General features: G+C 35.0%; 27 protein-coding genes, 1 pseudogene and 1 riboswitch. Of the genes and pseudogenes, 11 read left to right on the forward strand and 17 right to left on the reverse strand.

Translation table 11 applies throughout. From position 1 onward, the window contains the following. Positions 1-4 precede the first annotated feature (4 nt). Genes LCF45_RS14825 through LCF45_RS14835 form a run of 3 tightly spaced genes read right to left on the reverse strand, consistent with a single transcriptional unit; the run spans position 5 to position 1832 of the window. Positions 5-895: an AraC family transcriptional regulator gene (locus LCF45_RS14825; protein WP_263892882.1), complete on the reverse strand. Its 891-nt coding sequence runs from the start codon at positions 893-895 to the stop codon at positions 5-7. Between the two features lie 47 nt (positions 896-942). Beyond that, positions 943-1413 (reverse strand): GNAT family N-acetyltransferase, encoded by a 471-nt coding sequence (locus LCF45_RS14830; protein ID WP_263892884.1) that lies wholly within the window; start codon positions 1411-1413, stop codon positions 943-945. 17 nt (positions 1414-1430) lie between these two features. After that, entirely contained in the window at positions 1431-1832 is a 402-nt protein-coding gene (locus LCF45_RS14835) for a DUF3980 domain-containing protein (protein ID WP_002013574.1), read from the reverse strand. 96 nt (positions 1833-1928) lie between these two features. Here LCF45_RS14835 and LCF45_RS14840 point away from each other — a divergent pair. After that, a pseudogene (locus LCF45_RS14840) lies at positions 1929-2349 on the forward strand (NUDIX domain-containing protein). A gap of 18 nt (positions 2350-2367) precedes the next feature. Here the strand turns inward: LCF45_RS14840 and LCF45_RS14845 are convergent. Then, a complete protein-coding gene (locus LCF45_RS14845; protein ID WP_002168110.1) occupies positions 2368-3279 on the reverse strand; it encodes a DMT family transporter in 912 nt (303 codons plus the stop codon). Positions 3280-3403: 124 nt separating this feature from the next. Between LCF45_RS14845 and LCF45_RS14850 the strand changes: the two genes are divergently transcribed. Further along, positions 3404-4846, forward strand: coding sequence for a MocR-like pyridoxine biosynthesis transcription factor PdxR (locus LCF45_RS14850; protein ID WP_263892887.1), 1443 nt, complete (start codon positions 3404-3406; stop codon positions 4844-4846). 80 nt (positions 4847-4926) lie between these two features. Continuing rightward, positions 4927-5373 carry a YaiI/YqxD family protein gene (locus tag LCF45_RS14855; protein ID WP_078203525.1) on the forward strand — a complete coding sequence of 149 codons (447 nt, stop codon included), beginning with the start codon at positions 4927-4929 and terminating at the stop codon, positions 5371-5373. 80 nt (positions 5374-5453) lie between these two features. On the opposite strand, the gene LCF45_RS14860 is transcribed toward LCF45_RS14855, so the two are convergent. Then, complete coding sequence (locus tag LCF45_RS14860; protein ID WP_078203526.1) at positions 5454-5768, reverse strand: DUF3892 domain-containing protein; 315 nt, start codon at positions 5766-5768, stop codon at positions 5454-5456. 239 nt (positions 5769-6007) lie between these two features. Here LCF45_RS14860 and LCF45_RS14865 point away from each other — a divergent pair, with 239 nt between their 5' ends. After that, positions 6008-6883 (forward strand): hypothetical protein, encoded by an 876-nt coding sequence (locus LCF45_RS14865; protein ID WP_002127971.1) that lies wholly within the window; start codon positions 6008-6010, stop codon positions 6881-6883. A gap of 175 nt (positions 6884-7058) precedes the next feature. On the opposite strand, the gene LCF45_RS14870 is transcribed toward LCF45_RS14865, so the two are convergent. From LCF45_RS14870 to LCF45_RS14895, 6 genes are all read right to left on the reverse strand, one after another. Next, entirely contained in the window at positions 7059-7883 is an 825-nt protein-coding gene (locus LCF45_RS14870) for a DUF2785 domain-containing protein (RefSeq protein WP_002013583.1), read from the reverse strand. Positions 7884-8157: 274 nt separating this feature from the next. Next, positions 8158-8700, reverse strand: a complete 543-nt coding sequence (locus tag LCF45_RS14875; protein WP_002127972.1) for a GrpB family protein — start codon at positions 8698-8700, stop codon at positions 8158-8160. A 43-nt stretch (positions 8701-8743) separates the two neighbouring features. Then, positions 8744-9412: an AAA family ATPase gene (locus LCF45_RS14880; RefSeq protein WP_002127973.1), complete on the reverse strand. Its 669-nt coding sequence runs from the start codon at positions 9410-9412 to the stop codon at positions 8744-8746. Between the two features lie 144 nt (positions 9413-9556). Then, on the reverse strand, positions 9557-10300 hold the full coding sequence (locus LCF45_RS14885) for a metallophosphoesterase family protein (protein ID WP_002013591.1): 744 nt from the start codon (positions 10298-10300) through the stop codon (positions 9557-9559). Between the two features lie 13 nt (positions 10301-10313). Beyond that, positions 10314-11252: an aminoglycoside phosphotransferase family protein gene (locus tag LCF45_RS14890; protein ID WP_215585458.1), complete on the reverse strand. Its 939-nt coding sequence runs from the start codon at positions 11250-11252 to the stop codon at positions 10314-10316. A 14-nt stretch (positions 11253-11266) separates the two neighbouring features. Further along, entirely contained in the window at positions 11267-12064 is a 798-nt protein-coding gene (locus LCF45_RS14895; RefSeq protein ID WP_002032964.1) for a VOC family protein, read from the reverse strand. Positions 12065-12271: 207 nt separating this feature from the next. On the opposite strand from LCF45_RS14895, the gene LCF45_RS14900 reads away from it, so the two are divergent. Next, complete coding sequence (locus tag LCF45_RS14900) at positions 12272-13174, forward strand: sulfite exporter TauE/SafE family protein (RefSeq protein WP_002127976.1); 903 nt, start codon at positions 12272-12274, stop codon at positions 13172-13174. 40 nt (positions 13175-13214) lie between these two features. On the opposite strand, the gene LCF45_RS14905 is transcribed toward LCF45_RS14900, so the two are convergent. Continuing rightward, positions 13215-13664, reverse strand: coding sequence for a GNAT family N-acetyltransferase (locus LCF45_RS14905; protein WP_002127978.1), 450 nt, complete (start codon positions 13662-13664; stop codon positions 13215-13217). Between the two features lie 384 nt (positions 13665-14048). After that, positions 14049-14241: riboswitch (Lysine riboswitch) on the forward strand. A gap of 112 nt (positions 14242-14353) precedes the next feature. Between LCF45_RS14905 and LCF45_RS14910 the strand changes: the two genes are divergently transcribed. From LCF45_RS14910 to LCF45_RS14920, 3 genes are all read left to right on the forward strand, one after another. After that, complete coding sequence (locus tag LCF45_RS14910; protein WP_002013597.1) at positions 14354-15820, forward strand: amino acid permease; 1467 nt, start codon at positions 14354-14356, stop codon at positions 15818-15820. A gap of 114 nt (positions 15821-15934) precedes the next feature. Next, positions 15935-16240, forward strand: a complete 306-nt coding sequence (locus LCF45_RS14915) for an iron-sulfur cluster biosynthesis family protein (RefSeq protein WP_002127979.1) — start codon at positions 15935-15937, stop codon at positions 16238-16240. A gap of 33 nt (positions 16241-16273) precedes the next feature. After that, positions 16274-17044 carry a DNA alkylation repair protein gene (locus LCF45_RS14920; RefSeq protein ID WP_002127980.1) on the forward strand — a complete coding sequence of 257 codons (771 nt, stop codon included), beginning with the start codon at positions 16274-16276 and terminating at the stop codon, positions 17042-17044. Between the two features lie 97 nt (positions 17045-17141). On the opposite strand, the gene LCF45_RS14925 is transcribed toward LCF45_RS14920, so the two are convergent. Then, positions 17142-17633, reverse strand: coding sequence for a DUF2716 domain-containing protein (locus LCF45_RS14925; protein WP_002165521.1), 492 nt, complete (start codon positions 17631-17633; stop codon positions 17142-17144). Between the two features lie 196 nt (positions 17634-17829). Between LCF45_RS14925 and LCF45_RS14930 the strand changes: the two genes are divergently transcribed. After that, positions 17830-18594 (forward strand): class I SAM-dependent methyltransferase, encoded by a 765-nt coding sequence (locus LCF45_RS14930; RefSeq protein WP_002127984.1) that lies wholly within the window; start codon positions 17830-17832, stop codon positions 18592-18594. Between the two features lie 83 nt (positions 18595-18677). Here the strand turns inward: LCF45_RS14930 and LCF45_RS14935 are convergent, their stop codons facing one another. After that, a complete protein-coding gene (locus LCF45_RS14935; protein ID WP_002127986.1) occupies positions 18678-19202 on the reverse strand; it encodes an NUDIX hydrolase in 525 nt (174 codons plus the stop codon). Positions 19203-19384: 182 nt separating this feature from the next. Between LCF45_RS14935 and LCF45_RS14940 the strand changes: the two genes are divergently transcribed. Beyond that, entirely contained in the window at positions 19385-20008 is a 624-nt protein-coding gene (locus LCF45_RS14940; protein ID WP_078178857.1) for a cephalosporin hydroxylase family protein, read from the forward strand. Positions 20009-20041: 33 nt separating this feature from the next. On the opposite strand, the gene lepB is transcribed toward LCF45_RS14940, so the two are convergent. From lepB to LCF45_RS14955, 3 genes are all read right to left on the reverse strand, one after another. Further along, complete coding sequence (gene lepB, locus LCF45_RS14945) at positions 20042-20563, reverse strand: signal peptidase I (protein WP_078203532.1); 522 nt, start codon at positions 20561-20563, stop codon at positions 20042-20044. A gap of 110 nt (positions 20564-20673) precedes the next feature. After that, positions 20674-22830 (reverse strand): peptidoglycan D,D-transpeptidase FtsI family protein, encoded by a 2157-nt coding sequence (locus LCF45_RS14950; RefSeq protein ID WP_176112601.1) that lies wholly within the window; start codon positions 22828-22830, stop codon positions 20674-20676. A 257-nt stretch (positions 22831-23087) separates the two neighbouring features. Then, positions 23088-23816: an NAD-dependent protein deacylase gene (locus tag LCF45_RS14955; RefSeq protein ID WP_002127990.1), complete on the reverse strand. Its 729-nt coding sequence runs from the start codon at positions 23814-23816 to the stop codon at positions 23088-23090. Between the two features lie 83 nt (positions 23817-23899). Here LCF45_RS14955 and LCF45_RS14960 point away from each other — a divergent pair, with 83 nt between their 5' ends. Further along, positions 23900-24136, forward strand: coding sequence for a DNA cytosine methyltransferase (locus LCF45_RS14960; RefSeq protein WP_078203533.1), 237 nt, complete (start codon positions 23900-23902; stop codon positions 24134-24136). Positions 24137-24240: the final 104 nt, after the last annotated feature.

A 24240-nucleotide genomic window follows, 5' to 3' on the forward strand; every position in this document is an offset into this window, starting at 1 on the left:
ATGATTAAAAAGGTTCGATAGGTACATATATATCAACTATATGTTTATGTTCGGGATGCTGCCTTGGATCATTTCTATATACTTCGAAAGGATACGAATCTTTCGGTTTATATCCGCTATTTGGCAACCATTCACCGTACAAGAAATTCCATACTCCTTTATATTCATCTTGGAATATTTCAAAATGACCTACCGCATACTTGCCTGAAGGTATTACCATTATTCCAATGTCGCTCGTTTCTACTGCGGACTCATCTGGAATTGTTATACATAGACTTGTTCTTAAATGATAGTCCTCAGTAAATTCATGATGATCGTGGTAAATGGTTAATACTTTCGTATCCTCAAATACATGATAATTTTGCTCCGATGCGTAATGAAATAGTTTTTCTATCATTTTCGGAAAATCTATAGCTAAATCTTTATATGTACCTACATGTCTTATGTATGCGACGTTTACTTTGTCCGCTGTTACAATTTCGACCTCTCCTCGAACCTTCTTACACTCATTGTATTGAGAAGTTTCACTTACGTCTTTGCAATTCTTGCTATTGTGATTTCTATAGTGAGACGGACTTACTCCGTAATAACTTTTAAATGTCCGGGAGAAAACTGCTGAATCTGTGAACCCGAAGTAATACGCAATGTCTGTAAGCGTCATATCTGTACGATAAGTAAGAAGGTGTGTTGCCCTCTCTAATTTCAAACGATTCACATACCGAGATAACGGCTCATCCATCATCCCTTTAAAAATTCTATGAAAATGAAATTTTGAAAAGCCTGCCACATTAGCTAAATCTTCAATTGAAAGTGAATCATTTATATGTGATTCTATATAGTCTTGCACTTTATAAACACGTCGTAAATACTCGTTTCTACTTTGAGAACTCTCCATATTTATCCCTCCTCACAACAAAAAGGCTAACTTTACGTCAGCCTACTTTACACATTTTTTAAAAATAATACTCTACTCCCGCCGTTCCCATCATAATTTGTATGTACGGATACACCTTCTATTTCATCATCCCCATCTTCAATTTGAAATCCGATTTCTTGATGAAATTCAATTGACTTTTTATTAACTGGTGACGTTATCGCTTTTACAAATTTACGGTTATTTGCACGAGCGACATCGAAGAAATAAGAATATAACGTCGATGCGATTCCTTTTCGTCTAAACTTCGGATTTACACCGATAAAATGAACATATGCTTCATCTTTATATGTTTGTGAAAAGAATCCACATAAGAAACCTAACGTTTCGCCATCTTCTTCAATGATAAAACTCGTTTCTTGAAAATGGACGAAAAACAATTTTGGCAACATACTAGCCATGTCTCTTCCGCCCCACCAATCATTTAATACAGAATGAATCTTTACATAATCTTCCCCTTGAATGTTTCTTACTCGCATGTATTTCTCCCTCTCACTCACTTCATTTTTTCATATATTTTAATAACCGTTTCGACTAACAGAATGAATACCCAAATACCTGAAAATACAAGAACAGACTGGAATATCGATCCAATTATCATAACACCAACTGCACCTGTTATTGAAAATGATATTCCACCAAGCCCTGGATCCTGTATAAGTGCTCCAGCAGAAAAAGCAGTTATAATAGATACTATTAAATAAATAACACTCATTATTTTTAATATTTTTATAGAAAGATACGAGGTTTGTTCTTGCTCCACTTGTGATAATTCGATTTCCCCACTCGCAATTCCTTTTTGCAAACAGTCTTCACATAGAAATTCTTCTTTAATTTTTTTACCACCATGCAATGTACCTGTTATTTCTTTACATCGTGAACACTTTCGATTTATCATGTTGATATCACTCCACTCATATAAGATTATACTTACATAATTCTACATTTACCTTAATATCCCTTTTATGTATTTTATAGAGAAAGGTCGTGTTTTATGATTTCGAAACCGACATTTATCTCTAAAAACCCTACCGTCCAGTATGTATTACGGCCTAGTTGCTATGCGGTTATTTTTAACAATACTTGCTCAAAAATAGCTATCATCGAAAAAGGAGAACATTACTTTTTACCTGGTGACGGTATGGAAAGTACGGAAACGAAAGAAGCATGTTTACATCGTGAATTACTAGAGGAATTAGGTTGGGCGATTGAAATTGATCGTTCTATCGGTAATGCAGCACGATATTTTTATGCCGAAAAAGAAGATACATGAAGTTGAAGTTCATGAAGAAGACCATATTTTACAATGGATGTCTCCATCGCTTGCTATAGAACATTTAATTCATGATCATCAAAAATGGGCCGTTGAACAAGCACTTTTATTTCGAAATAAAAAAGGATCTCCTTCTATATGAAAGAGATCCTTTTTACTGTTAGCTCACTTTTTTCAAATTGAGAGCTGGCTTTTTGATTCCGCCTTTTTTTACAACATATAAGCCGATGAAGATTATAAGACCGCCAACAAGTTGCATCATATTGATTTGCTCTCCAATTGTTACAGCTGCAAAGATAACTGCGAACAATGGTACGAGATACATATAAACCATTACTTTCGTTGAACCTATTTTACTAATACCGACATACCACATTGCAAGTCCGAAGATTGTCGCAAAGACGATTGAATATGCTAGTGATCCCCAGCTTGGCGTATCTACTGGCCACGTTAATGTATTTACGTTGAATAAACAGTATATAACGAGAGGTACAATTCCAATTAAAGTAGACCATGATGTGACTCTCATTGCGGAGTATTTTGTGATAAGTGGTTGCGCTAAAATGGGATACCATCCCCACGCAATTGCTGCGACTAATCCAATTACATTTCCGAGCCACGCATACTCGTATGTAGCTCCTCCCGTATGCCCTGTTAATAAAACGAATGCTGCACCAATAAACGCTACTATTGAACCAATTTGTACTTTCATCGAAAAACGTTCTTGTTTGTGCAATACTGCTAATATCCCTGTAAATATAGGTGACATCGCAATTAATAATGAGGCGTTCGTTGCTGAAGTATATTTTACAGATAGCATAAACATCGTTTGATACATTGTCGTTCCAACGATACCGACTGCTAGTAATCGTAACCAATCTTTTCTTTCAATACGTAATGAGCGTTCCATTAAAAATGTAATAAGTAATAATACCGGTGATGCTACTAAAAATCGTAAACTATTAAATTGAATGGATGACATATATGCCACGCCATACTTTCCAATTGTATAATTTGCTCCCCATACTAATGCTACTGATACTAGGAGCCATTCCATTTGCCATCGTTTCATCCGAATCTCCCCTTCCCTATTTAGCATAGTAAAATTGGCTGGATATAACACCATCCAATTGGCTGTTTTTTTACCCAGCCAATTTGTTATACTTAATGTATATAAGATTTGCGGAGGCGTTTGTATGGAATGGAAGCTAGATAACGACAGTAAAATCCCAATTTATCAGCAAGTTGTTGACTTTATTGAAAAACGTATTACATACGGAGAACTTCCCCCAGGTAGCTTCCTCCCTTCAGAACGGAAATTAGCTACGCAGTTAAATGTAAACCGAAGTACGGTAACAACTGCTTATAATGAACTACGTGCTATGGGAATTGTAGAAAGTACGACTGGTAAAGGTACACGTGTGAGTACACATATGTGGGGCGTTTCTCCAACATTAACGCCGAACTGGAGAGGTTTCGTACAAGGTGGTACTTTTTTACCAAACTTACCGTTACTTCGCCATATTCGGGCAGAAGTACAACAAAATGAGAACATTATAGATTTCGCAAACGGAGAGCTCGGTTGTAATCTCTATCCTCACGATCAACTACAAACAATTTTGCGAGAACAACCGTTAACGCAGTCATTAAGTTACGATCATCCCCAGGGGTATCTCCCGCTAAGACAAGCGGTAGTAAAATATATGAAGGAATATTTAAAAGTTGAAGCGACCGAACAATCCATAATGATTACATCCGGCGCCCAACAAGCACTTCACCTTATCGTACAATGTTTATTAAATCCAGGTGACGCAGTCGCTTTCGAAAGCCCTTCACACTGTTATTCATTACCGTTATTCCAATCGGCAGGTATTCGTATTTTTCCATTACCTGTCGATGAACACGGTATTAATCCAGACGATGTGCAAGAGTTATATAGAAAGCATCGTATTAAAATGATCTTTTTAAATCCAAATTTCCAAAACCCTACGGGAACGATGCTGCATCCAAACCGTAGAAAGAAACTGCTATCACTTTGCGCAGACTTACGAATTGCGATCGTTGAAGATGATCCGTCTAGTTTACTTACGTTAGAAAATAAACAACCTTGCCCTACTTTAAAATCGATTGATGAAAACGGAACTGTCATTTATGTTCATTCCTTATCAAAAATGATTGCGCCAGGGTTACGAGTTGGCTGGCTTGTCGCTCCGCAGTCTGTCGTAGAGCGATTATCAGATGCACGTCACCAAATGGAATTAGGGATGAGTATATTCCCGCAGTGGCTTATACAACAATTTTTCGAAACTGTACCATTTCAGTCGCATATCGTACCGTTACGAAAACAACTTGCAGAAAAAAGAGACATTATCGTTCGTGCCCTAAACGAGCAACTTCACGATAAAATCTCTTTCTCAAGCCCGACCGGTGGTATATACATATGGGGAAAATTAAACGAACCTATAAACGAAAAACAACTTATTATGCAAAGCTTAAAACAAGAAATCGCCTTTATGCCGGGTAGTATTTTCGGTGCTAAAGACGGTTATATTCGTTTATCTTACGGGAAAGTGAATATTGATCAAATTGAAAAAGGTATTTCTCGTTTGCGTGAGGCTATTTTGGTTTGTGGGAAATAACATTATGTAAAGAAGTCTCGTTTGACAAAAGCAAAATCTACCATTATTATCAACACGAACCTATTCATAGGAGTGATAAAATGAAGATTTACGTTGATGCAGATGCTTGTCCTGTAAAAGATGTGATTATTTATGAGGCTACGAATGCAGAAATTCCCGTTACCCTCGTTACTAGCTTTTCTCATTATTCTAATGCGGAACAACCAAAAGGTGTAGAAACAATTTATGTTGATTCTGGAGCAGATGCTGCGGATTATCGGATTATGCAGTTAGCAAAAAAAGAAGATTTAATCGTAACGCAAGATTACGGTCTTGCTTCGCTTGCTTTAGCAAAAGGCTGTATCGTTCTACACCATAAAGGCTATAAGTATACGAATGAAAACATTGAACAATTGTTACAAACACGGTATTTAAGTGCAATGGTTCGAAAAAGCGGTAAGCGTACAAAGGGACCGAAACCATTTACAGCAGAAGATAAAGAGAAGTTTAGAGTGCTCTTTAAAAGTATAATCGAACTTAAAAAATGAACCGTCTATTTGCAAGGAAAACTTCGCAAAACAAAGAAGAGAATATCCAAATGAACATTCTCTTCTTGAGGTTTACCTGTTTAAAATGAAGGTAAATTATCTAAGTTATTTTCCTTTATTCCATCAGGTTCACTACGTATAATATCTCTACCATACTTATGAAATACGTCCACATGAGCTAACTTCCCTGATTTCGCTTCACTAAGAGCAGTAATATAATCTAACTCTCTCCCGCTACTTGTCTTAAAAGCAATTAAATCCCCATCATCATTTTTACGAACGGCAACAATTTGTTCTGCTCCTGAATTGACTTCATTGTCTACTTCAAATTGAGCTTGCTCTTCTCCTTGATGTAAGTAATCATTATAAACTTTTTCAAAGTCTTTATTGTCCATAAATTTCACCTCCAACACATTTTATTAGTATGTTTGGAAGGTGTTGGTTTTATGTGCTTCCTCCATCAAGTTCACAAAAACACACTCCCTCAAAGAGATAACCCGGATCATAATTTTTTCAATCTAATACAAATTCATTTTAGAATCCTATAGAGTATCTCTTAATTTAAGTGTTAATATTTTCCTGATAATATTATAATTTATTTATATCGAAAAGAAATATGAAATGGAGAATGATTATGTTGAATATAGATATTAATCGTTTAACTGATATTTGTTTAGAGTATCAGCAGTCTAGATTTTATGTTACTAAAATCCCTAAAGATTTCTTATCAATTGCCAAAAAACGTTTTTCTATACCAACGGATGACCAAATTTTTGCTTTTTTAAGTTGTAACTTGTTTGGATCAGGAAAATATGGTGTTTACTTTACAAATTCAGGTTTATACTGGAAAAATTGGCTGTTAGGTAAAGGAAATATTAAATGGGATCAATTAAATAAAGTGCAAAAAATTGAAATTGATAAAGATAGCTTTTTATCTTTTGATGCACAAAAAAGCTTTAATATTAACGGAAGTGATTATCCTCCACTGTTATTTAAAGAATTACTTATAACTCTTACAAATTCATTCCAAAATTCAAAGCAAAATGATATACATCCAGTTATAAAAGTTGATGAGATAAAATCAACCTGTTCTTTGTTTGAGACGTACAATGAATTATTAGAACCTGATAATGGGTTATTTGTAGACACTCATATTTCACACAAAAAATTAAAAGAAATTGGGGCACGTTACATTGTTTCAAAAGAAGAAGAAATCATTGCTTTTTTAGATACATCTGTCCTTGGTAATTTGAGTAAAGGATCCGATGGAGTATTAATTTGTCAATCAGGTATATATTTTAGAGAAACTTTTGTACACTTGTATTTTCCATGGCATGTCTTTAGGAATATCCCTATTACTTTGACTTCAAATGAATTAGAAATCGGAAAAGGAAACATATTTCATCTTCAACATGCTAGAATGCCTAGTCAAGAGATTCTATTATTCATCAAGAATTTAAAACAGTATGTTAATAGTTTATATGAGGAAAATCCACAACTACATATTTAATACATTCGTTATTACATATAAGCTCGTGTATATTTAAGTCTAAAATTTCAATTCAACTAAAAAAACCGATTATTTTTGTAGGGAACCTACAGGTATAATCGGTTTTTTAATCTTATTCTTTGCTTACATGCTCATTTATAATGGAATCTAGTGATAGACTAGATATTCTGCTTTTTTAATATCTACGCAATTTCTCCAAAGTCTCCAATATATCATCTGTAAAGGCAGTAGCGCCCTCTTTCTCTAAAGCTCTGAAATATAAACTTCTTAAGAAAGCTCTAATATTTTGTACTAAAATATCATGTTGAGGATGTGGGATATCTTCAACAATTGCTATACTATGTAGCCAATTGCTCCACTCTTCTTCAGTTAAAATATTTTGGTTACGCAACGACATAATTGGCGTTACTAATCTCTCATCCTCAAAGTGTATGTATACGTAGTCATTCAATCGAACCTTCTGACGAACAGCAGCTAGTATTGCATATGAAAACTCACGATTTTGTATTGTACGTGCTAAAGCATCTAGTGCATCTGCCGCATGTGCAGTAGAATGCGCCCAGCCTTTTCCTTCTACGTAACCCCTTACATCTTCTTCTAAATAGACATATTCCAGAACTTGTTCTGCTACACTGTACAGTTGTTCTTCAGATAACAATGGTTCTCTTTCATGAACAGATAAAATAAGTGGTGGAATTAAAACAGAGAACGCACGTTTAAAAACAGAATCTGTGCCCTTTTCACCAATTTTATAAAATAAATAATCAGGACTAATTGCTTGTAACATTAATCCTCGTAATTCTTTTTGTCTAAATACATCATTTGTAATCCATTTGTGAAGCGTACTATAAATCAAATCATCACGTAATTCAGCATCAGGTGATCCGATATAATCTAACATCCACTGTGCATATGGATATGCGTCTACGTCTTCTGGCACAGCATAATTATTATTTTGAATTTGTTGTAATTCTTCTTTTAGTTCTAGCACTTCTGTCATTATATTCCCTGTCCCCTTTTTACGTTTTTTAACTTATTTTCGCCTTATCCCCTGTAATTCCCCTCATAAATTAAGTCGACTTTTAATATAGTTTTAGTCCCTATCTTTCTATGAACTTGATTCAATTATATAAATTTCTCCCGAGAAATAAAAGGAAATACATTGGAACACCAAAGCTTCTCACTTTGTTTACATGCATTTCATGTAAGTTTAGGCTATAAAATAAAGTATTTTTTTCATTTATATTCAAACGTAGTTACAATCAAAAATTAAATCATTTTAGAACTTGTTTAATAAATTCTGTTTTAGCTTTTGTGTATGCTTCTCTATCTTGGTTAAACTTTTTTGCTAACTCTTGCTTTAGATTTGAATAATCATAAACTAATTGTGGATTTTCTCGTAAGCGGTTACGAAATAAAAGTTGTTGCTCCCATCGTTCAGTTCCTTTAACCATCAAATGCAGATGAGCTACACGCCTATTATTCTTCACTTTCACAAAGAACCTTCTCCAAGGTCTTTCATCTAATTCCGGGCCTACATAATGCCAATCATATATAGCCAATTTTGCTGAAATATCGAGCACTCTATCAAATGAGTCTGTTTCAGCCATTAGATCAATGATAGGTTTTGCAGGTAAACCAGGTATGGATGTACTTCCTATATGTATTACTTTGCTAATACCGAGAGGAGTAAGCAGTTCATAAAGTTGCTGTTCTTCATATCGGCCTTTATCTTGCCAATCAGGATTTGCATTAACTATCTCTACTGACTCATTCGCCCATACAGGCCAATCGTTCGGATTATCTTTTTTATCCACCCGACGCATCCCCTTTCACGAACTTTTTGTTATATAAAAGATTTTAAATTCCTTTAAATACAACTACCGGATCATCAAAATTACTATTCTGAAATATAACATTTGCACATTCTTTCGCATTATGCTCATCTATATACATCTTACAAGCCGCATGATATCTGTTTATAAACATTTTCTCTGCTTCTTCATAACTTCCAAAAGCCTCAGTCTCGCGCTCTGCACCACGTTTTCTCGCAATCTCAAAATCTGTATCTATGAAAATTTTATAGTCAAATAGATACTCAATTTCTTTTTTCAATAAAAATGTTCCATCTACTATTAGCACCATAGTTTGCGGCGCCACTAGCGGCGTATTATGTACAGGCATGTCCGTTATTAAGTTATGAGAAATCGTTTCATACTGTAAATTCCCGTTAGGTCCTAAAGGTTTTAATAGCCTTTCTTTGAAAGCTGTATAATCGTGTGCATCTTCATAATACCCTCTTGCAGACTCTTTTCCTTGTGCATAACGAATCACTCTCGGGTTATGAAAATCGTCAATGCTGGTGCGTATTACTTGCACTCCCCGATTTTTCATTTCCTCTGCCAGTTCGTTTGCAAATGTTGTCTTTCCTGAAGCTGTAATACCACTCACTCCAACTCTTGTTGGATGAGTTAAATTTAAATTTAAAATATGATCAGCAATTTCTTTCATGTATTGTTTTCGGAGCATGACATTCCCTCCTGTATATTGTTTACATAATATAATTGCAGTAAATTAAATTCATCGCTATTTGTTGGTAAATCGATATATTTAAAAAAATCGTTGATATATTTTAAGTTATGATAGATATATTTTTATTGATTTATATTTTCCTTATTTCCCTTTAAACCCTCGATATAAAGCAGTCCGTAACTCCTGCTTGTATTCCTCAATTTCTGGCATATCCAACTCTTCAGCTAATCGGATGGCTAGTTCAATATCATATGGTACACGTACGAGTTGAATGGAAAAGCTTGCTGCTTCTTTTTCATTGTATGTTCCTTCAAAAATTAAATAGGAAGCTTGTGTAATTTCAAGTGGATTACCTACACTACCAGCATTACATAACGTTTTCCCTCTAAAATTTTGCACATACGCCTGATGAACGTCACCGTAACAAACGACATCTGGTTTTCTTTCCCCTTCTATATTCTCTGTGAGCTCACTATTTTCGAACATACTAATACGCTCTTCTCTTGTTGCATGTGGTTGAATTCTTTCATACAAACTTCTCGGTGAAGCGTGGAACATACGAATCAGTTTCCCACTCATATAAAACTCGATTGAAAATGGTAAGCTTCTTAAATACTCATTTTGTTCTTCTGACAATTGTTTTTGATGCCATTTTAACGCTTCAAATTCAGTCGGTTTTGTAATGAAATCATCCCAGTTTCCCATTACGGTTCCTTCACATTCTTTACGAACGATTTCAATTACTTCGCTAGAATGCGGACCTTTTCCTACTAAATCTCCAAGACAAATAATACGTTCGATTCCTCTTAATTTAATATCTTTCAGTACTGATTCTAATGCCGGAATATTACCATGTATATCTGAAATTACCGCAATTTTATCCAAATGAATCCCTCCGTTATTTATTGTTTATTATATCCTCATGTTGTGATTGATACCATTTTGGAATATAAGATGAAAAATGATTATGATCTTCTATAATTCGGTTCAATCTTTCTTTCATATCCTCTACTAAATGTGGTGTAGTTCGGTTTGTCCATACGATATCCGCTGGGAATGTCATCGCTGCATATAATGAATACAGTTTCCAAAAGTGGATTGACGGATCGCCTCCGCAATAACCGTGAACTTGTCCAACCGCAAATGGTTTGCTTATTCTTGTAGTAAAAATCGCTACGTTATAAAAATCGTGTATTGGATCGCCAAAATCATATCCACTAAAATCGATAACGATAAATTCATTATTATGAATCATACTATTTGCTGGGTGGTAATCATCGTGTAAAAATGTGATAGGCCGATTTTTCAATAAGTCTTTATGATTTTCTACAAAGGTTAATACTGGCTTCAAATCCAGAAAATTCACCTCATAATCTGCTAATGCCTCTATGTACCTTTCATACTTATTCCACCTAAATATTTCCCATTTATTACTTGCACTTTCTCTTTCTATCGAGTGAATTCTCTTTAATATTTCCCCTGCTTTTCTTCCTGCATTATACTGTTCTTCCACCGATAGCTTGCTTAAGCTCTCTTGACCATTTACACCTTGGGTCCATTCAAATACTTGAACACATTTATTTAATCCCTCAAGTTTTATGAAATGAATTAACTTCGGCGTTGGAATATGTAATAACTCCAATTGTTTCATATACATATATTCTTCTTGTTTTCGTTCATAATTAGAAGAATCACACACTTTTACAAAATAAGTTTCTCGATTCTCTAGGTCAATTTTATACTTCTCTTCATGTGAAAAACCTTTTGTAATAACTGTACATTTTACAATACGTGACCACTCTAGTTTTCTTTCTATCTCTCTTAACATTTCTTCCACAAAACTCACCTCTATTAATATACGAACAAACTACCTAACACTTCATACTCTCGTTTATTTTCCCCTTTAAACTCCACTGCAAATGGATATTCGCCATGATGCTTCAAACGTTCTAGTACTAGCCCTTCTCCAACTGGTTCACAAAACTGCACATGAACATCACCAAACGATACACTTTGACACTCAGCATTCCATTCTTCATTTTGTATGATTGAATTTGCAGTTAGCTCCATTACTTCTTTCCATTTCCGCACTGTTTCTCGAACATTTTTCACCGTATAATGAATCGTTTCAATTTCTTGTACTTTATTTTTATGTTCAGTGATCGTCCCTATTTTACGTAAATCGTTTCTTCTTTCTTCATCCGTTTCATTCCACTGTATAAAGAATGGTAATTTCGGTCCATTCTCTTCTTGCTTTACAAATAACATTTTCCATTCTAAAAGCCGGCCATCTTTTCTCATCCGTTTCCCTTCAAATGGTCCTATCGTATGTAAGCCGTGCTTACTAAATTTAACTGCTAGTTCTTCAATTGCATCTGTTCGAATTGCGATTTGTAGCATCCCTTCTCCATTTTTTAATTTCACCACTGTTTCTTGTACTAATGGATTTTCTGCTTCTTTCGCTTTTTCTTCATGCTGAACTGCTAAAAATTCTATATATGATAAATCAAAATAACATAAACTATTCCAAGTACCCCAAGTCGTATGCTCACCGCCTAATGCAGTATGAAATCCATGCTCCTGCATTTGTTTTGCTGCTTCTTCCGGTGTACAATGCACTGCGTGAACGAGATGATCAAATGCTAACATAGTCTTTCTCCCCTTTCTCTCCATCCTTTTATTGTATATTTTATTTTTCTTTCGTTCAATTCAAAAAACTTTAAAACCCAGTTGATTTATACGATTAATGTGTATTATAATAAAACAAATTTAATTATTGCTGATTGGAAAAACCAAAGGCACTTTTCTCATACGGGAAAAGTGTCTTTTTCATTTATTATTACAGGGGGATTATTTATGCAGAAATTAATTGTCTTTGCTATTATTGGATTTTTCGCTCAATTGATTGATGGCGCACTTGGTATGGCGTACGGGGTAACGTCTACCTCACTATTATTAATGTTTGGTATCGCACCAGCTGTAGCTTCCGCATCAGTTCATTTAGCTGAAGTCGTTACAACCGCCGCTTCTGGTGCATCTCATATCAAATTTGGAAACGTTGATAAATATACAGTTTCCAGACTTACATTACCAGGAGCAATTGGCGCATTTATTGGGGCATGTTTTTTAAGCAATTTACCTGGTGATGTAATTAAACCGTACATTTCCATATTTTTATTTACTTTAGGGGTTTATATTTTATTACGATTCATCATTCAAAAACAAATTGTTTCTTCAAATAAGCGTATGTCTGCTAAACAACTTGTACCACTTGGCTTATTCGCTGGATTCGTCGATTCAACTGGCGGCGGTGGTTGGGGGCCGATTACGACACCTGTTCTTCTTGCAAGAGGAAATGAAGCTAGAAAAGTTATTGGATCTGTAGATACGAGTGAATTTCCTGTTTCACTCGCTGCAACGATTGGCTTTTTCATTTCACTTGGCTGGGAACAAGTAAGCTGGGTTTGGGTATTTGCCCTCATGCTTGGTGGTATTGTTGCCGCACCAATCGCCGCATGGTTAGTACGCATCGTTCCTTCTCATTTACTTGGCGTACTCGTTGGCGGACTTATTATCTTTACGAATATACGTACACTGCTTACTACATTTAAAGTAGATCCAACTATTATTTCACTTTCTTACGTTGCAGTTGGTCTTGTCGTTATTATATCTATTTTTATTGCTGTTCGTAATCATTCCAATCGTTCTAACGTATCGACAGCCGGCTATCCGAAAGATCAAAAACAAATGCTACCATAATTAATAATAATACCGCCCGATTTACTTCGAGCGGTATTTTTTATTTTTCTATTTTCCAATTGACCATCGTTTCAGTACTATTTACTCTTTTCATATGTAATTTCTCTAAGACACGAATAGAGCTATAATTATCAAGGAGTGTCTCCGCTATAATCGTTTCCACTTCCCCTGTTTGAAAAGCCCATTTCATTAATTCACTAACTGCTTCTGTTGCATACCCTTTATTCCAATATTTCTCAATAAATCCGTAACCAATTTCTACCGTATGTTGCTCATTCGGTTTCCCTTTAAATCCTATATCACCTAGAACAACATCATCCTCTTTCCGAATAACATACCACGGTCCCCACGGTAATGAAGCCGCATCTCGTTTCATATTTTCTATATGTCCTACAATATGCGGACCACTATTGTATCCTTGATTATCCGCAATTTGAATCCATTCTTCTGTACACGGTACTATATATAATCTTTCCGTTTCTAATTTCATAATGATATCCCCTTTTCAATTAAACAATACCTCAATTTTATCAGAAATAAAAAGAATATTCATTCTATTTATCGAATTTATACTTATTCTTTGAAACGAATTTAAGGAATAATCCCCTTCTGATAGTTATGTCGAATTATATTTTCTGAATTTTCTTTTAATTTTAAAGGGTTTTTCAATATTTTTTGCGAAACATTTGTATAACAATTTTTTCTTTGCTTATTGCTACATAATAGTAGGTTCGGGTGGAGTTTTGCAAGCGTTTCCTATACAATAACCGATATTTTTTGACTTTTCCTAACAAAATTCCTTGCAATATATTCAGAAAGTCATTACAATTGCCATATATTAAATATCTTAGCAATATATAAATCCTCATCAATCCGATGAGGTAGAGGTTGCGACTTTTAAAAGTAAAATGGACGAGACACAGCGAATGTCACTGACTCCGTTTGAAAGGAAAAGTTGCCGAAGTTTATATTTCTTCTCTGGAAATATGAGCTGGGGCTGTTTCCGAAAGGAACAGAACTGTCACGTTTACAAAATTACCGTGTAAACGTGGTGTGCTATCTTAACGGAAGGGTATGATGGGGTGGTTATTTGTGAAACGTTCCGCCTAATTCCTTTGGCGGTTTTTTGTATTTTTCTCCCCCGCTCCTTCCTAACCTACAAGAAAAGGAGTGTTGAACATGAATAGCGCAACAAATCAATCTACCTCTAAAACGCAAACTACACAAGGACAAGGTGAATTAAAACGCGGATTAAAATCTCGTCACCTTACGATGATTTCTCTCGGTGGTACAATCGGTACCGGATTATTTCTTGCCAGTGGTGGTGTTATCCATTCAGCTGGTCCTGGCGGTGCATTAGTCGCATATGCCGCAATTGGAATTATGGTTTATTTTTTAATGACAAGCTTAGCAGAACTCGCGGCTTACATGCCTGTTACTGGATCTTTTAGTACTTATGCAACAAAATTTGTTGATCCATCACTTGGTTTTGCACTTGGATGGAACTATTGGTATAACTGGGCGATTACGATTGCAGCTGAACTAGCGGCCGTAACATTAATTATGAAATTTTGGTTCCCAGATACCCCTTCTCTTATTTGGAGTGGACTTTGTTTAGCTATTATTTTTCTCTTAAACTATTTATCTGTTAAAGGTTTTGGTGAATCTGAATATTGGTTCGCACTTATTAAAGTAGTTACTATTATTATCTTTTTAATTGTCGGTTTTATGATGATTTTTGGAATTATGGGCGGCGAATCTGTTGGCTTTAAAAACTTCACTGTTGCAGATGCACCATTTAATGGCGGCATCATGGCAATTATCGGTGTATTTATGGCTGCTGGTTTCTCATTCCAAGGAACTGAATTATTAGGAGTAGCTGCTGGTGAAACTGCTGATCCAGAACGCAATATTCCGAAAGCAATTCGTTCTATCTTTTGGCGCATTTTATTATTCTATATTTTAGCAATTCTCGTTATCGGTTTATTAATTCCTTATACGACTGAAAGCCTTGCAGCAAGTGATGTTACAGTAAGTCCATTTACACTTGTATTTGAAAAAGCGGGCGTTGCCTTCGCTGCTTCTGTTATGAACGCTGTTATTTTAACTGCAGTACTTTCTGCTGGTAACTCTGGAATGTATGCATCAACTCGTATGCTTTGGGATTTAGCTCGCCAAGGAAAAGCACCAAAGTTCTTAGGGAAATTAGATAGCCGCGGTGTACCTGTTAACGCATTAATCGCAACATCAGTAGTTGGTAGCGTCGCTTTCATCGCTTCTTTATTCGGTGACGGTGTTGTATACATTTGGTTATTAAATGCTTCTGGGATGTCAGGATTTATTGCTTGGGTAGGGATTGCTATTAGTCATTACCGTTTCCGTAAAGCCTATATTGCACAAGGGAAAGATTTGAAAGATTTACCATATCAAGCGAAATGGTTCCCGTTCGGTCCAATCTTTGCATTTACACTTTGTGTTATTGTTATTTTAGGTCAAAACTACGGAGCATTTACAGGAGCATCTATCGACTGGAACGGTGTACTCGTTTCTTACATCGGTTTACCACTCTTCTTAGTACTATGGTTAGGTTATAAATTTACTAAGAAAACGAAAGTCATTCCACTTGATAAATGTGAACTGAAATAAAGTAAAACGAGCAAACAAAATTGTTTGCTCGTTTTTTTAATGCAATGCTTCTCCCTTCCCTATTTCTCCTGTTTTTGCAATAATAGAGGAAATATAAATAAAGGTTGGGATTACATGAACATTCGTATTACTGATGAAGCAAAAGCAGCTATACATAGACTAGTACGTGAAGACAAAAAGATCATTCGCATTAGAGGAACTATGACAAACTCTTGCAGTATTTTCGTTGATGTCGATTTAATTTGGGATACATATAATGCGGATGATGTTGTATATGAAGATGCGGAGCTTATCGTACAAATGGATTCATTCACGACAGATTACACTGGTGATACGGTGAAACTTGATTATAAGACGACAGGTTTTAGTATTACGACTCCTAGTGAGACTTTGGTGTATGGATTGTCGATTAAAAAATAAACATTGTTTTTATCCGACCAATGGGGTGAAAAAATGGGCAAATATGTTCCGTTAAAATTTTTATTTAACAAAGAATTAGCAGAAAAAATGGCTGATTCTATTTGTAAACACGATCCTAATTTCTCTAAAAGAAACTTTGTATCTACCGTAACATATAAAGTTGAAAATTTAGAGTTAAAGCAACGTATAGAAGTAATAGCAGATGAATTACACAATGCATTACAAAAAGATTTTAATGAAGCAATACATATATTACTGAAAACATTAGGACCAGAAAATACAACAGAAGTCGGCACATTTACAAAGGGTTATATGTATATGCCTATCGCAAAATACGTTGAAAAATATGGGCTTAACGATTTTGACTCCTCATTCAACGCAATGTATGAAATAACAAAAAGAAATACTGCTGAATATGCCATTCGTCCTTATCTTGAAAAATACCATGAAGAAACCTTGGACATATTGCAGCAATGGTTACGTGATGAAAACAGCCACATTAGAAGATTAGCTTCAGAAGGTACTAGGCCAAGACTTCCTTGGGCAAAAAAAATAGGAGCTTTGAAAGGTGACTTCAGAAATAATTTAAAGCTTCTTGAGCCATTAATGAATGACCCTTCTAATTATGTTCAAAAATCTGTAGCCAATCACATTAATGATATTACGAAAGAAGATAAAGAACTCGTTTTTCGATGGTTGCGAGAATTACTCGATAAAAACCATCCTGTTAATCCTTGGATTATGAAACATGGATTAAGAACGGTGATAAAAAATGGCACTTTACCAAAAGATTTTTGTTTTTAAGTATTTGTAAAGAAAGCAACAATCTATATGAAAACAGCTAATAATAAAAACGTTTATACTTCATTTGGAAGTATAAACGTTTTTTCTCTTTTAAACATTAACCCTGCCTTAAAATCTTATGAAACATTTCCGGTTTATGTTGATCAAAAGCATCTATTAATTCTTTTCCAAATATCGTTATACTCTCCTCCCACGGATGCCCTAAATACCCCCACTTAAAGTCCTTCTGAATAAAGAAATAGTAATCTCCAGTTGGAAAAATCGGGATTGTCCACTCATCAAATTCATTTCTATCGAACTTTAAATGTGAATTTACCCAGTAACATTCATGTTGCCAATCAAGTGCCATTATATATTCATTCGATACTGTATTCTCTTTAAAAACTAGTAATGCTTTTTCTTCCAGATCGTCATATACATTTAAATCTACCGATTCTCCAAAGTAATGAGAAATATCATATGTTATAAAAGGACTTGGCACCTTAAATGATGGGAATATAGACATACTTGGTGAAAACTCAAAATCACTATATACCCTATCCCATATTCGGTCGTACTCTTTGTCTGTAAACTCAATCCAATTCTTCATTAAATATCTACCTTCCCTTTATAGTTCAAAGGATTTTCACTCGATTATCCCGAATATATAAATAATTATTCTCGCAAGGAGCGAATTTGTATGAATCTATTCGAACACGAAACGTAAAACCTCTTCATCTTTACAAGAGGTCCTCCATTTCTCTGTTCTTACTATATCATTCATTAACGAAATAGGAGGACATATTATGAAACGTGATCCATTATTTTCAGCACTATTAGAAAGTGCAAAGACTAACTTTAGCGGCTGGGATTTTTCTTTCATTTCAGAAACTGGCCGTATGAATAGCGAGCCCCTATCATGGTCATACGGTAGCACTGCTTTCCAGCTTATGCAACGTGCAAAATCAATGCTAGATATGGGGACTGGTGGCGGAGAGTTTTTATCTATGTTACAACCGTTCCCGTCAACTATTTATGCGACTGAGGGCTATGCTCCGAATGTCCCAATTGCACGAAAGAAATTAGAACCTTTAGGAGTTATAGTCGTAGAAGTGACTGATGATACTGCTTTACCATTTCAAGATGGTCAGTTTGATTTAATTGTGAATCAACATGAATCCTATTCTGCTTCTGAAGTGAAAAGAAGTCTTTCCACCAATGGAACATTTCTTACACAACAAGTCGGTGGTCTTGATTGTGCGGAACTGAATGAGCAGTTTGGCACACCGCTGAATAGCGAATTTTCAAGTTGGTCACTCGAAACGGCATGTAGTGAATTGAGAAAAAGCGGATTTACAATTTTAGAAGCGAAGGAAGAGTTCCCTCTTCAGCGTTTTTATGATGTCGGTTCTGTTGTCTATTACTTGCAAGCAATTCCGTGGCAAATTCCTGAATTTACAGTAGACAGCTATACCGAGGAATTGTATCGCATACATGAAATCATCTTGCAAAAAGGATATTTCGATGTGAAGCAACACCGCTTTATTATTAAAGCAAATTATGAAGAGTAAAATTTGAATTAGCATTCCCTACAAAAAAAGCCAAGTCCCAATAAAGGACTTGGCTTTTTCTTATTATTTTAACGCATCTTATCCTATTGAGAAATGAGATGTTTTTCATATCGTTTTTTCGTATCATCTTCTGTCAAAAGTGTAGTTGTGTAATCAATAATATTCCGGTTATCATATGTGAATGTATGCTCTAAATTGTTTTCTTCTTTTAATACTCTTGGTAAATATCTTTGCAAATTGCTAACTACACCTCTATTATCACCATCTAATATCCAATCAATTGACTTCCATTCTAATATACCTTCATCTGTGCTTACTGGCGTATCAATATGTACTCCATCTGGTAAATCAGTAAGGAATACATACATTCCCTCACTACCCAAAGGTTCGTCTTTAACTTGAAACATAACATTCCCTTTATACGTTACACTTGGAAGCTCTATTCCCGTTTCCTCAAACGTTTCTCTAATAACTCCTTCGTATGGCGTTTCATACTCTTCTATTTTCCCTCCGACACCATTCCACATTCCCATTGTCGGCTTTTTGTTTCTATTTAATAGCAGTATATTATCTCCTTTTCTAATGAAGCAAATTGTGTACTTATACATACGATCATTTCCTTTCATTTACATCTTCTTTTATAAGCAATTCATTTTCCACATGTGTTATTTGGCTTATTTTCACGTGAAAACACTCGCCTTATAATCCCTTACCACATAATATATAGTACAACTTTCATACGTAAACCCTTTACGTATGAAAGAATCCTTTTTAGAAAGGAGAATTCAAAATCGATAACATTAGTAGCGAATTTCTAAAACAATATTACGACAGCAACGTTTGGTTACATGGTACACACTGGTTCGGGGTTCCAATCTGCAAACTTCCTTCTGATCTCTTTTTGTATCAAGAAATATTATACGAATTAAAGCCTGATTTAATTATTGAATGCGGAACTTTTTACGGTGGTAGTGCACTGTTTTTAGCTTCTATGTTAGATTTAATTGGAAAAGGTCACGTACTTACTATCGATATAACTCCGCAACCAAATCGGCCATCCCATAATCGAATTACGTATTTAACAGCTTCATCTGTTTCTGTACAGGCCGTCCAATCAATATTAAGTATGCGCAAACCTGATGATGTGATTTTAGTTATTTTAGATTCTGATCATAGTAAAGAACATGTATCGAAAGAACTCTTACTTTATAAATCTATTGTAACCACTGGCAGTTACATTATTGTAGAAGATACAAGTATTAACGGAAATCCTCTCCTTCCTGATTGGGGCCCTGGCCCAATGGAAGCTGTGGAAGAGTTTTTAACTAAAAATAGCAATTTCATAATCGATGAATCTAAACATAAGTTTTTCATATCATTTAATCCAAAAGGTTTTTTAAAGAAGATAAAGTGAAACTTTAATAAGTGGGGTTTTGTGAATCCCCACTTATTTTATGATTTTCATTTTCGAAAAAGGATAGTACACAAATTCCACTTTTCCTATTATATTATCTTCTTCAATATATCCTAAACCATTTCGACTATCCTTACTTTGTTCACGATTGTCTCCCATTACAAATAACTTATTTGGCGGAATCTTTGTCTTTTGAAAATTATAAAACACTTGTGTATTGTTATATAAATCTTTATTTATATAAGGTTCATCTTGCTTTTTGTCATTTACGTATACAGTTCCATTCGTTATGTTAATTATGTCACCAGGAAGCCCTATTACACGTTTCACATAATATTTCGACTCATCCTCTTCCTTAATAATGACGATTTCTCCATGCTGTAAGCTAGAAAAGTGTACAGCGGCTTTATTTACAAATACGTAGTCTTCTTCATGTAAAGTTGGCTGCATTGATTTTCCTTCCACCTTACATAAAGTAAAAGACTGGTACGCTCCTACTAGGACAAATATAAATAGTATGTACTTTCTCCAACCTCTCTTAATCTCCTCTTTCATATCCATTCCCACCTTATCAAAACACTTTTCAACTCAAAAATATATCACTGCACCTGTTCATTTGCGCAGTGATATGCTACAATTTGAAGTTTTTATTGTGCCTTACTCGGCTATTGTGCTACTGGGACTGGACTTGCACCCGATCTCTGCGTTTTCAAGTCAAAATATGCATCCAAAACCTCTTTACCAATTGCAGAATTAATACCTGATTTATCATTATTTACCCATGGCACAACAACAGAAAAAGCAACTTCCGGATCAGCATCATATGGCGCATACCCGGCGAGAGTTAAATTATAACATTTTTTTCGATAGTTGTTTTCATCTCTTCCAATATCACTTTCTCCACCGTACACTGTTTCTGCTGTTCCTGTTTTCCCAGCCGGTTTATACGGTAAACCTTTAAAAGTTCCAGCACCGGTCCCATCTACCTCTTGGAAAACTCTTCTAAACCCTTCTTTCACATGATTTATATATGAAAGATCCATATCCACTCGATTTAACACGACTGGTTCCATCGATTGCATAACTTTCCCGACTTCCTCTGGTCTATTCGGTTGCTCTCTAATTTCTTGTACAATTTGTGGTTTCATTCGGTAACCACCATTTGCAATCGTTGACATATATTGCGCAAGCTGAAGCGGCGTATATGTATCATATTGTCCAATGGCATAGTCAAGTAAAAAACCAGGTATATTATCGGTTCTACCCATTTGACCAATCGATTCATTTGGAAGGTCAATACCGGTTGGTACACCTAAACCAAATTGTCTAAAGTAATAGCGCATTTTATTGAATGTTTCTTGCCTAATATCTAACGGATTGTTTGGTACATAATCAATCCCCGCAATCTTTAACGCCGTATTAAACATGTAGACATTGGATGAAACTTGCAATGCTCTTAAATCATCAATATCTCCAAAGTCTTTCCACGATTTCTTCGGCTTCGAACTTCCTTTAAAGTACATTGGTGCATCAAAGAAATGCGTATATGGCTTAATCGCTTCTGTTTGATATCCCGCTAATACCGTAGCTCCTTTCACCGTTGATCCTAACTCGTAAGAACTTATCATCGTTCCTAAAGCGTAGTCTTCTATTTGCATCCCGCCATCTTTATTTACAATTTTCTTTCCTGCTAATGATAGAATTTGACCATTTTTCGGATTCATCATAACGACGAATGCACGATCCATCATCGGTTCAGAAGAATGAAATGTCCTTAAATTCCTTTCAAGACTTTCCTCCACCTTTTTCTGTAAATCCATATCAACTGTTAACATTAAATTATTTCCACTTTTTCCTTTTGTCACTTTTTCAGTCCGAATAATATTTCCAGCTTTATCCGTAATATTTTTAGACTGTTCTTTCGTTCCATGTAACACATCTTCGTATTGTTTTTCGATGTAACTCTTACCAATACGATCATTTCGGTTATAATCTCGCACTAAATAATAGTCTAATTGCTCCCTTGGTAATCCCTCATTCTCAGTAGAAACACTACCAAGTACAGAACGTAGTATTTTGTCATTTGGATATTCGCGCTCCCAATCCACAGTCGTATCTACGCCTGGCAAGCTCGATAATCCTTCACTCACTACTGCATATTCATTTTGACTTACATCTTTTTTGACGATTTGTGGCGTCATTTTATATCCCGCATTCATTTTGCTTTTAATTGCTAGTACTTCTATATCCTCTTTCGAAAGCTCGTTTAATTCTTCTTGTGTAATTCTTTCTCGTCTCAACTCTTCTACTTTCTTATCTAAGTCTTTCCCTTCTATTTCCTGTTTCCTAAATTTACTCTCATCTTCTTTCGTTACTTTTGTTGCTGCACGTTTTTCATTTAACTGCATCCAAAAGTCTTTTTTATCTGTCTCTGTTAACTTGTCCATATCTTCTTGCGGCATTTCAATTAGCTTTGCTAAATTTCTTGCCACTATTAAAACCTCTTTTGAGTCCACTCCTTTCATCTTCGTATATGTAACAGTTCGTAACGGTTTATTATTTACAATAACTTTCCCTTCCCGGTCAAACATCTTCCCTCTCGGAACTGGAGTACTCACCGTTACATCTTCCTTTTTATTCACTTCATTTCGATACGTTTCTCCGTCGATGATTTGTACTTTACCTAATTGAATAATAATAGCTGAAAATAAAAGAAAAACGATAAAAAATAGTACATTTAACCGAAATGGAATATGAGTCTTTTTCTTTTTCGACTGTTTCTGTTTCTCCTTTTTCTGTCTCATTTTGCTCCCTCGCTTCATTCTATTAACATTTCTCTACATAAAACATACGTTCACTACAGTGCAATCAAATACATCATTATGTATCAAATTTAATTTTATGATATATATAGAATTTTATATTAATTACAAAAGAAATAAAAGATTTAATTTTCAGTTTTTGTATTTTATATCCTATTTATTACCATTCCCCTTAATACGCAATAACATGAATATAATTCATACAAAAAAACTGAGGTGGACATCATCCACCTCAGTTTCTTTACGAAAACAAAAACTTATTTAATCGAAGATAACCCTTTGGCAAATTCACCAATCTTATTTTGAAAAATAAAATCAAAATTGTATTCTTGTCCCGTTAATTCTTCATTTACTAAAATTGTTGTTGCGCCTACTTCCCTCTTTGCGATTTCTGGGAATGACGCGACAGGCTGTACTTTGAGTGACGTCCCCATTACAAGAAGTACATCTGTTTCATATAAACGTTTGATCGCATTTTGATACTGAGGTAACGTATCTCCGTATAAAACAACATCTGGATTTAGTATGAAATTACACTTCTCACAACGCGGCACTTCATGATCAATCATATATTGTAAATCATACCCCGTTTTACACTTTGGACAATGCGCTGTTTGCAGTGTTCCATGTAAATCAATTACATGTTTACTACCACCTACTTGATGTAAACCATCAATATTTTGCGTTAAAATCGTTATGTCTTTTCCTTGTTCTTCTATCTCTGCTAAAAAGCGATGCCCAAGATTTGGTTTATATTGATGAAACGTATTAATTTGAAAGATTTCTTTATAATGCTTCCAAAACTCTTTCGGATTTCTATTATAATAGCCTCTCGACAAATACATCTCTATATTCGCATCAGCATATAATCCATTTGCTGAACGAAAATCAGGGATTCCACTTTCCGTACTTGCACCAGCCCCTGTTAACACTGTAATTTTCTTTGCTTTTTCTAATATCGAACGTACTTCCTCATATTGCTGCACAAAAATCACCTCTATGTATTTTCCTATACTTATTATACCAGTTGTTTACAGTAGGTGTTGTACAATTCGGTTTACTTACTACGTTGCATTATCTAAATCCAAACCAATTTAATGGTGTAAGAAAGTTATCTTGGGATCAACCATCCTACACTATCACTTCTCATATTGCAAAGGATGGTAGAGAGTTTATTCATCCACAAGAAAATAGAAGGTTAACCGTTCGAGAATGCTTAAGATTAATGAGTGTTCCAGATACATACGTTATTCCGCCTCATATACCATTAAATCAACAATATACACTTATTTTAGTAATGGCGTAGCAGTCTTAATAGCTAAAGCACTCTCACAATCAATTCTGGATTGTTTAGAGGTAGATTCAGTGAAAGGTGTGTCTAATGAGTAAATGACGATTTTTCAATTCATT

Source organism: Bacillus sp. 41-22 (assembly GCF_025809295.1).
In the GTDB taxonomy this organism is placed as follows: Bacteria; Bacillota; Bacilli; order Bacillales; family Bacillaceae_G; genus Bacillus_A; species Bacillus_A mycoides.

Bases quoted from the DNA above. Each gene is read 5' to 3' on its own strand.
- LCF45_RS14825 (WP_263892882.1), bottom strand. From the start codon at position 895: ATGGAGAGTTCTCAAAGTAGAAACGAGTATTTACGACGTGTTTATAAA.
- LCF45_RS14830 (WP_263892884.1), bottom strand. From the start codon at position 1,413: ATGCGAGTAAGAAACATTCAAGGGGAAGATTATGTAAAGATTCATTCT.
- LCF45_RS14835 (WP_002013574.1), bottom strand. From the start codon at position 1,832: ATGATAAATCGAAAGTGTTCACGATGTAAAGAAATAACAGGTACATTG.
- LCF45_RS14845 (WP_002168110.1), bottom strand. From the start codon at position 3,279: ATGAAACGATGGCAAATGGAATGGCTCCTAGTATCAGTAGCATTAGTA.
- LCF45_RS14850 (WP_263892887.1), top strand. From the start codon at position 3,404: ATGGAATGGAAGCTAGATAACGACAGTAAAATCCCAATTTATCAGCAA.
- LCF45_RS14855 (WP_078203525.1), top strand. From the start codon at position 4,927: ATGAAGATTTACGTTGATGCAGATGCTTGTCCTGTAAAAGATGTGATT.
- LCF45_RS14860 (WP_078203526.1), bottom strand. From the start codon at position 5,768: ATGGACAATAAAGACTTTGAAAAAGTTTATAATGATTACTTACATCAA.
- LCF45_RS14865 (WP_002127971.1), top strand. From the start codon at position 6,008: ATGTTGAATATAGATATTAATCGTTTAACTGATATTTGTTTAGAGTAT.
- LCF45_RS14870 (WP_002013583.1), bottom strand. From the start codon at position 7,883: ATGACAGAAGTGCTAGAACTAAAAGAAGAATTACAACAAATTCAAAAT.
- LCF45_RS14880 (WP_002127973.1), bottom strand. From the start codon at position 9,412: ATGCTCCGAAAACAATACATGAAAGAAATTGCTGATCATATTTTAAAT.
- LCF45_RS14895 (WP_002032964.1), bottom strand. From the start codon at position 12,064: ATGTTAGCATTTGATCATCTCGTTCACGCAGTGCATTGTACACCGGAA.
- LCF45_RS14900 (WP_002127976.1), top strand. From the start codon at position 12,272: ATGCAGAAATTAATTGTCTTTGCTATTATTGGATTTTTCGCTCAATTG.
- LCF45_RS14905 (WP_002127978.1), bottom strand. From the start codon at position 13,664: ATGAAATTAGAAACGGAAAGATTATATATAGTACCGTGTACAGAAGAA.
- LCF45_RS14910 (WP_002013597.1), top strand. From the start codon at position 14,354: ATGAATAGCGCAACAAATCAATCTACCTCTAAAACGCAAACTACACAA.
- LCF45_RS14915 (WP_002127979.1), top strand. From the start codon at position 15,935: ATGAACATTCGTATTACTGATGAAGCAAAAGCAGCTATACATAGACTA.
- LCF45_RS14920 (WP_002127980.1), top strand. From the start codon at position 16,274: ATGGGCAAATATGTTCCGTTAAAATTTTTATTTAACAAAGAATTAGCA.
- LCF45_RS14925 (WP_002165521.1), bottom strand. From the start codon at position 17,633: ATGAAGAATTGGATTGAGTTTACAGACAAAGAGTACGACCGAATATGG.
- LCF45_RS14930 (WP_002127984.1), top strand. From the start codon at position 17,830: ATGAAACGTGATCCATTATTTTCAGCACTATTAGAAAGTGCAAAGACT.
- LCF45_RS14935 (WP_002127986.1), bottom strand. From the start codon at position 19,202: ATGTATAAGTACACAATTTGCTTCATTAGAAAAGGAGATAATATACTG.
- lepB (WP_078203532.1), bottom strand. From the start codon at position 20,563: ATGAAAGAGGAGATTAAGAGAGGTTGGAGAAAGTACATACTATTTATA.
- LCF45_RS14950 (WP_176112601.1), bottom strand. From the start codon at position 22,830: ATGAAGCGAGGGAGCAAAATGAGACAGAAAAAGGAGAAACAGAAACAG.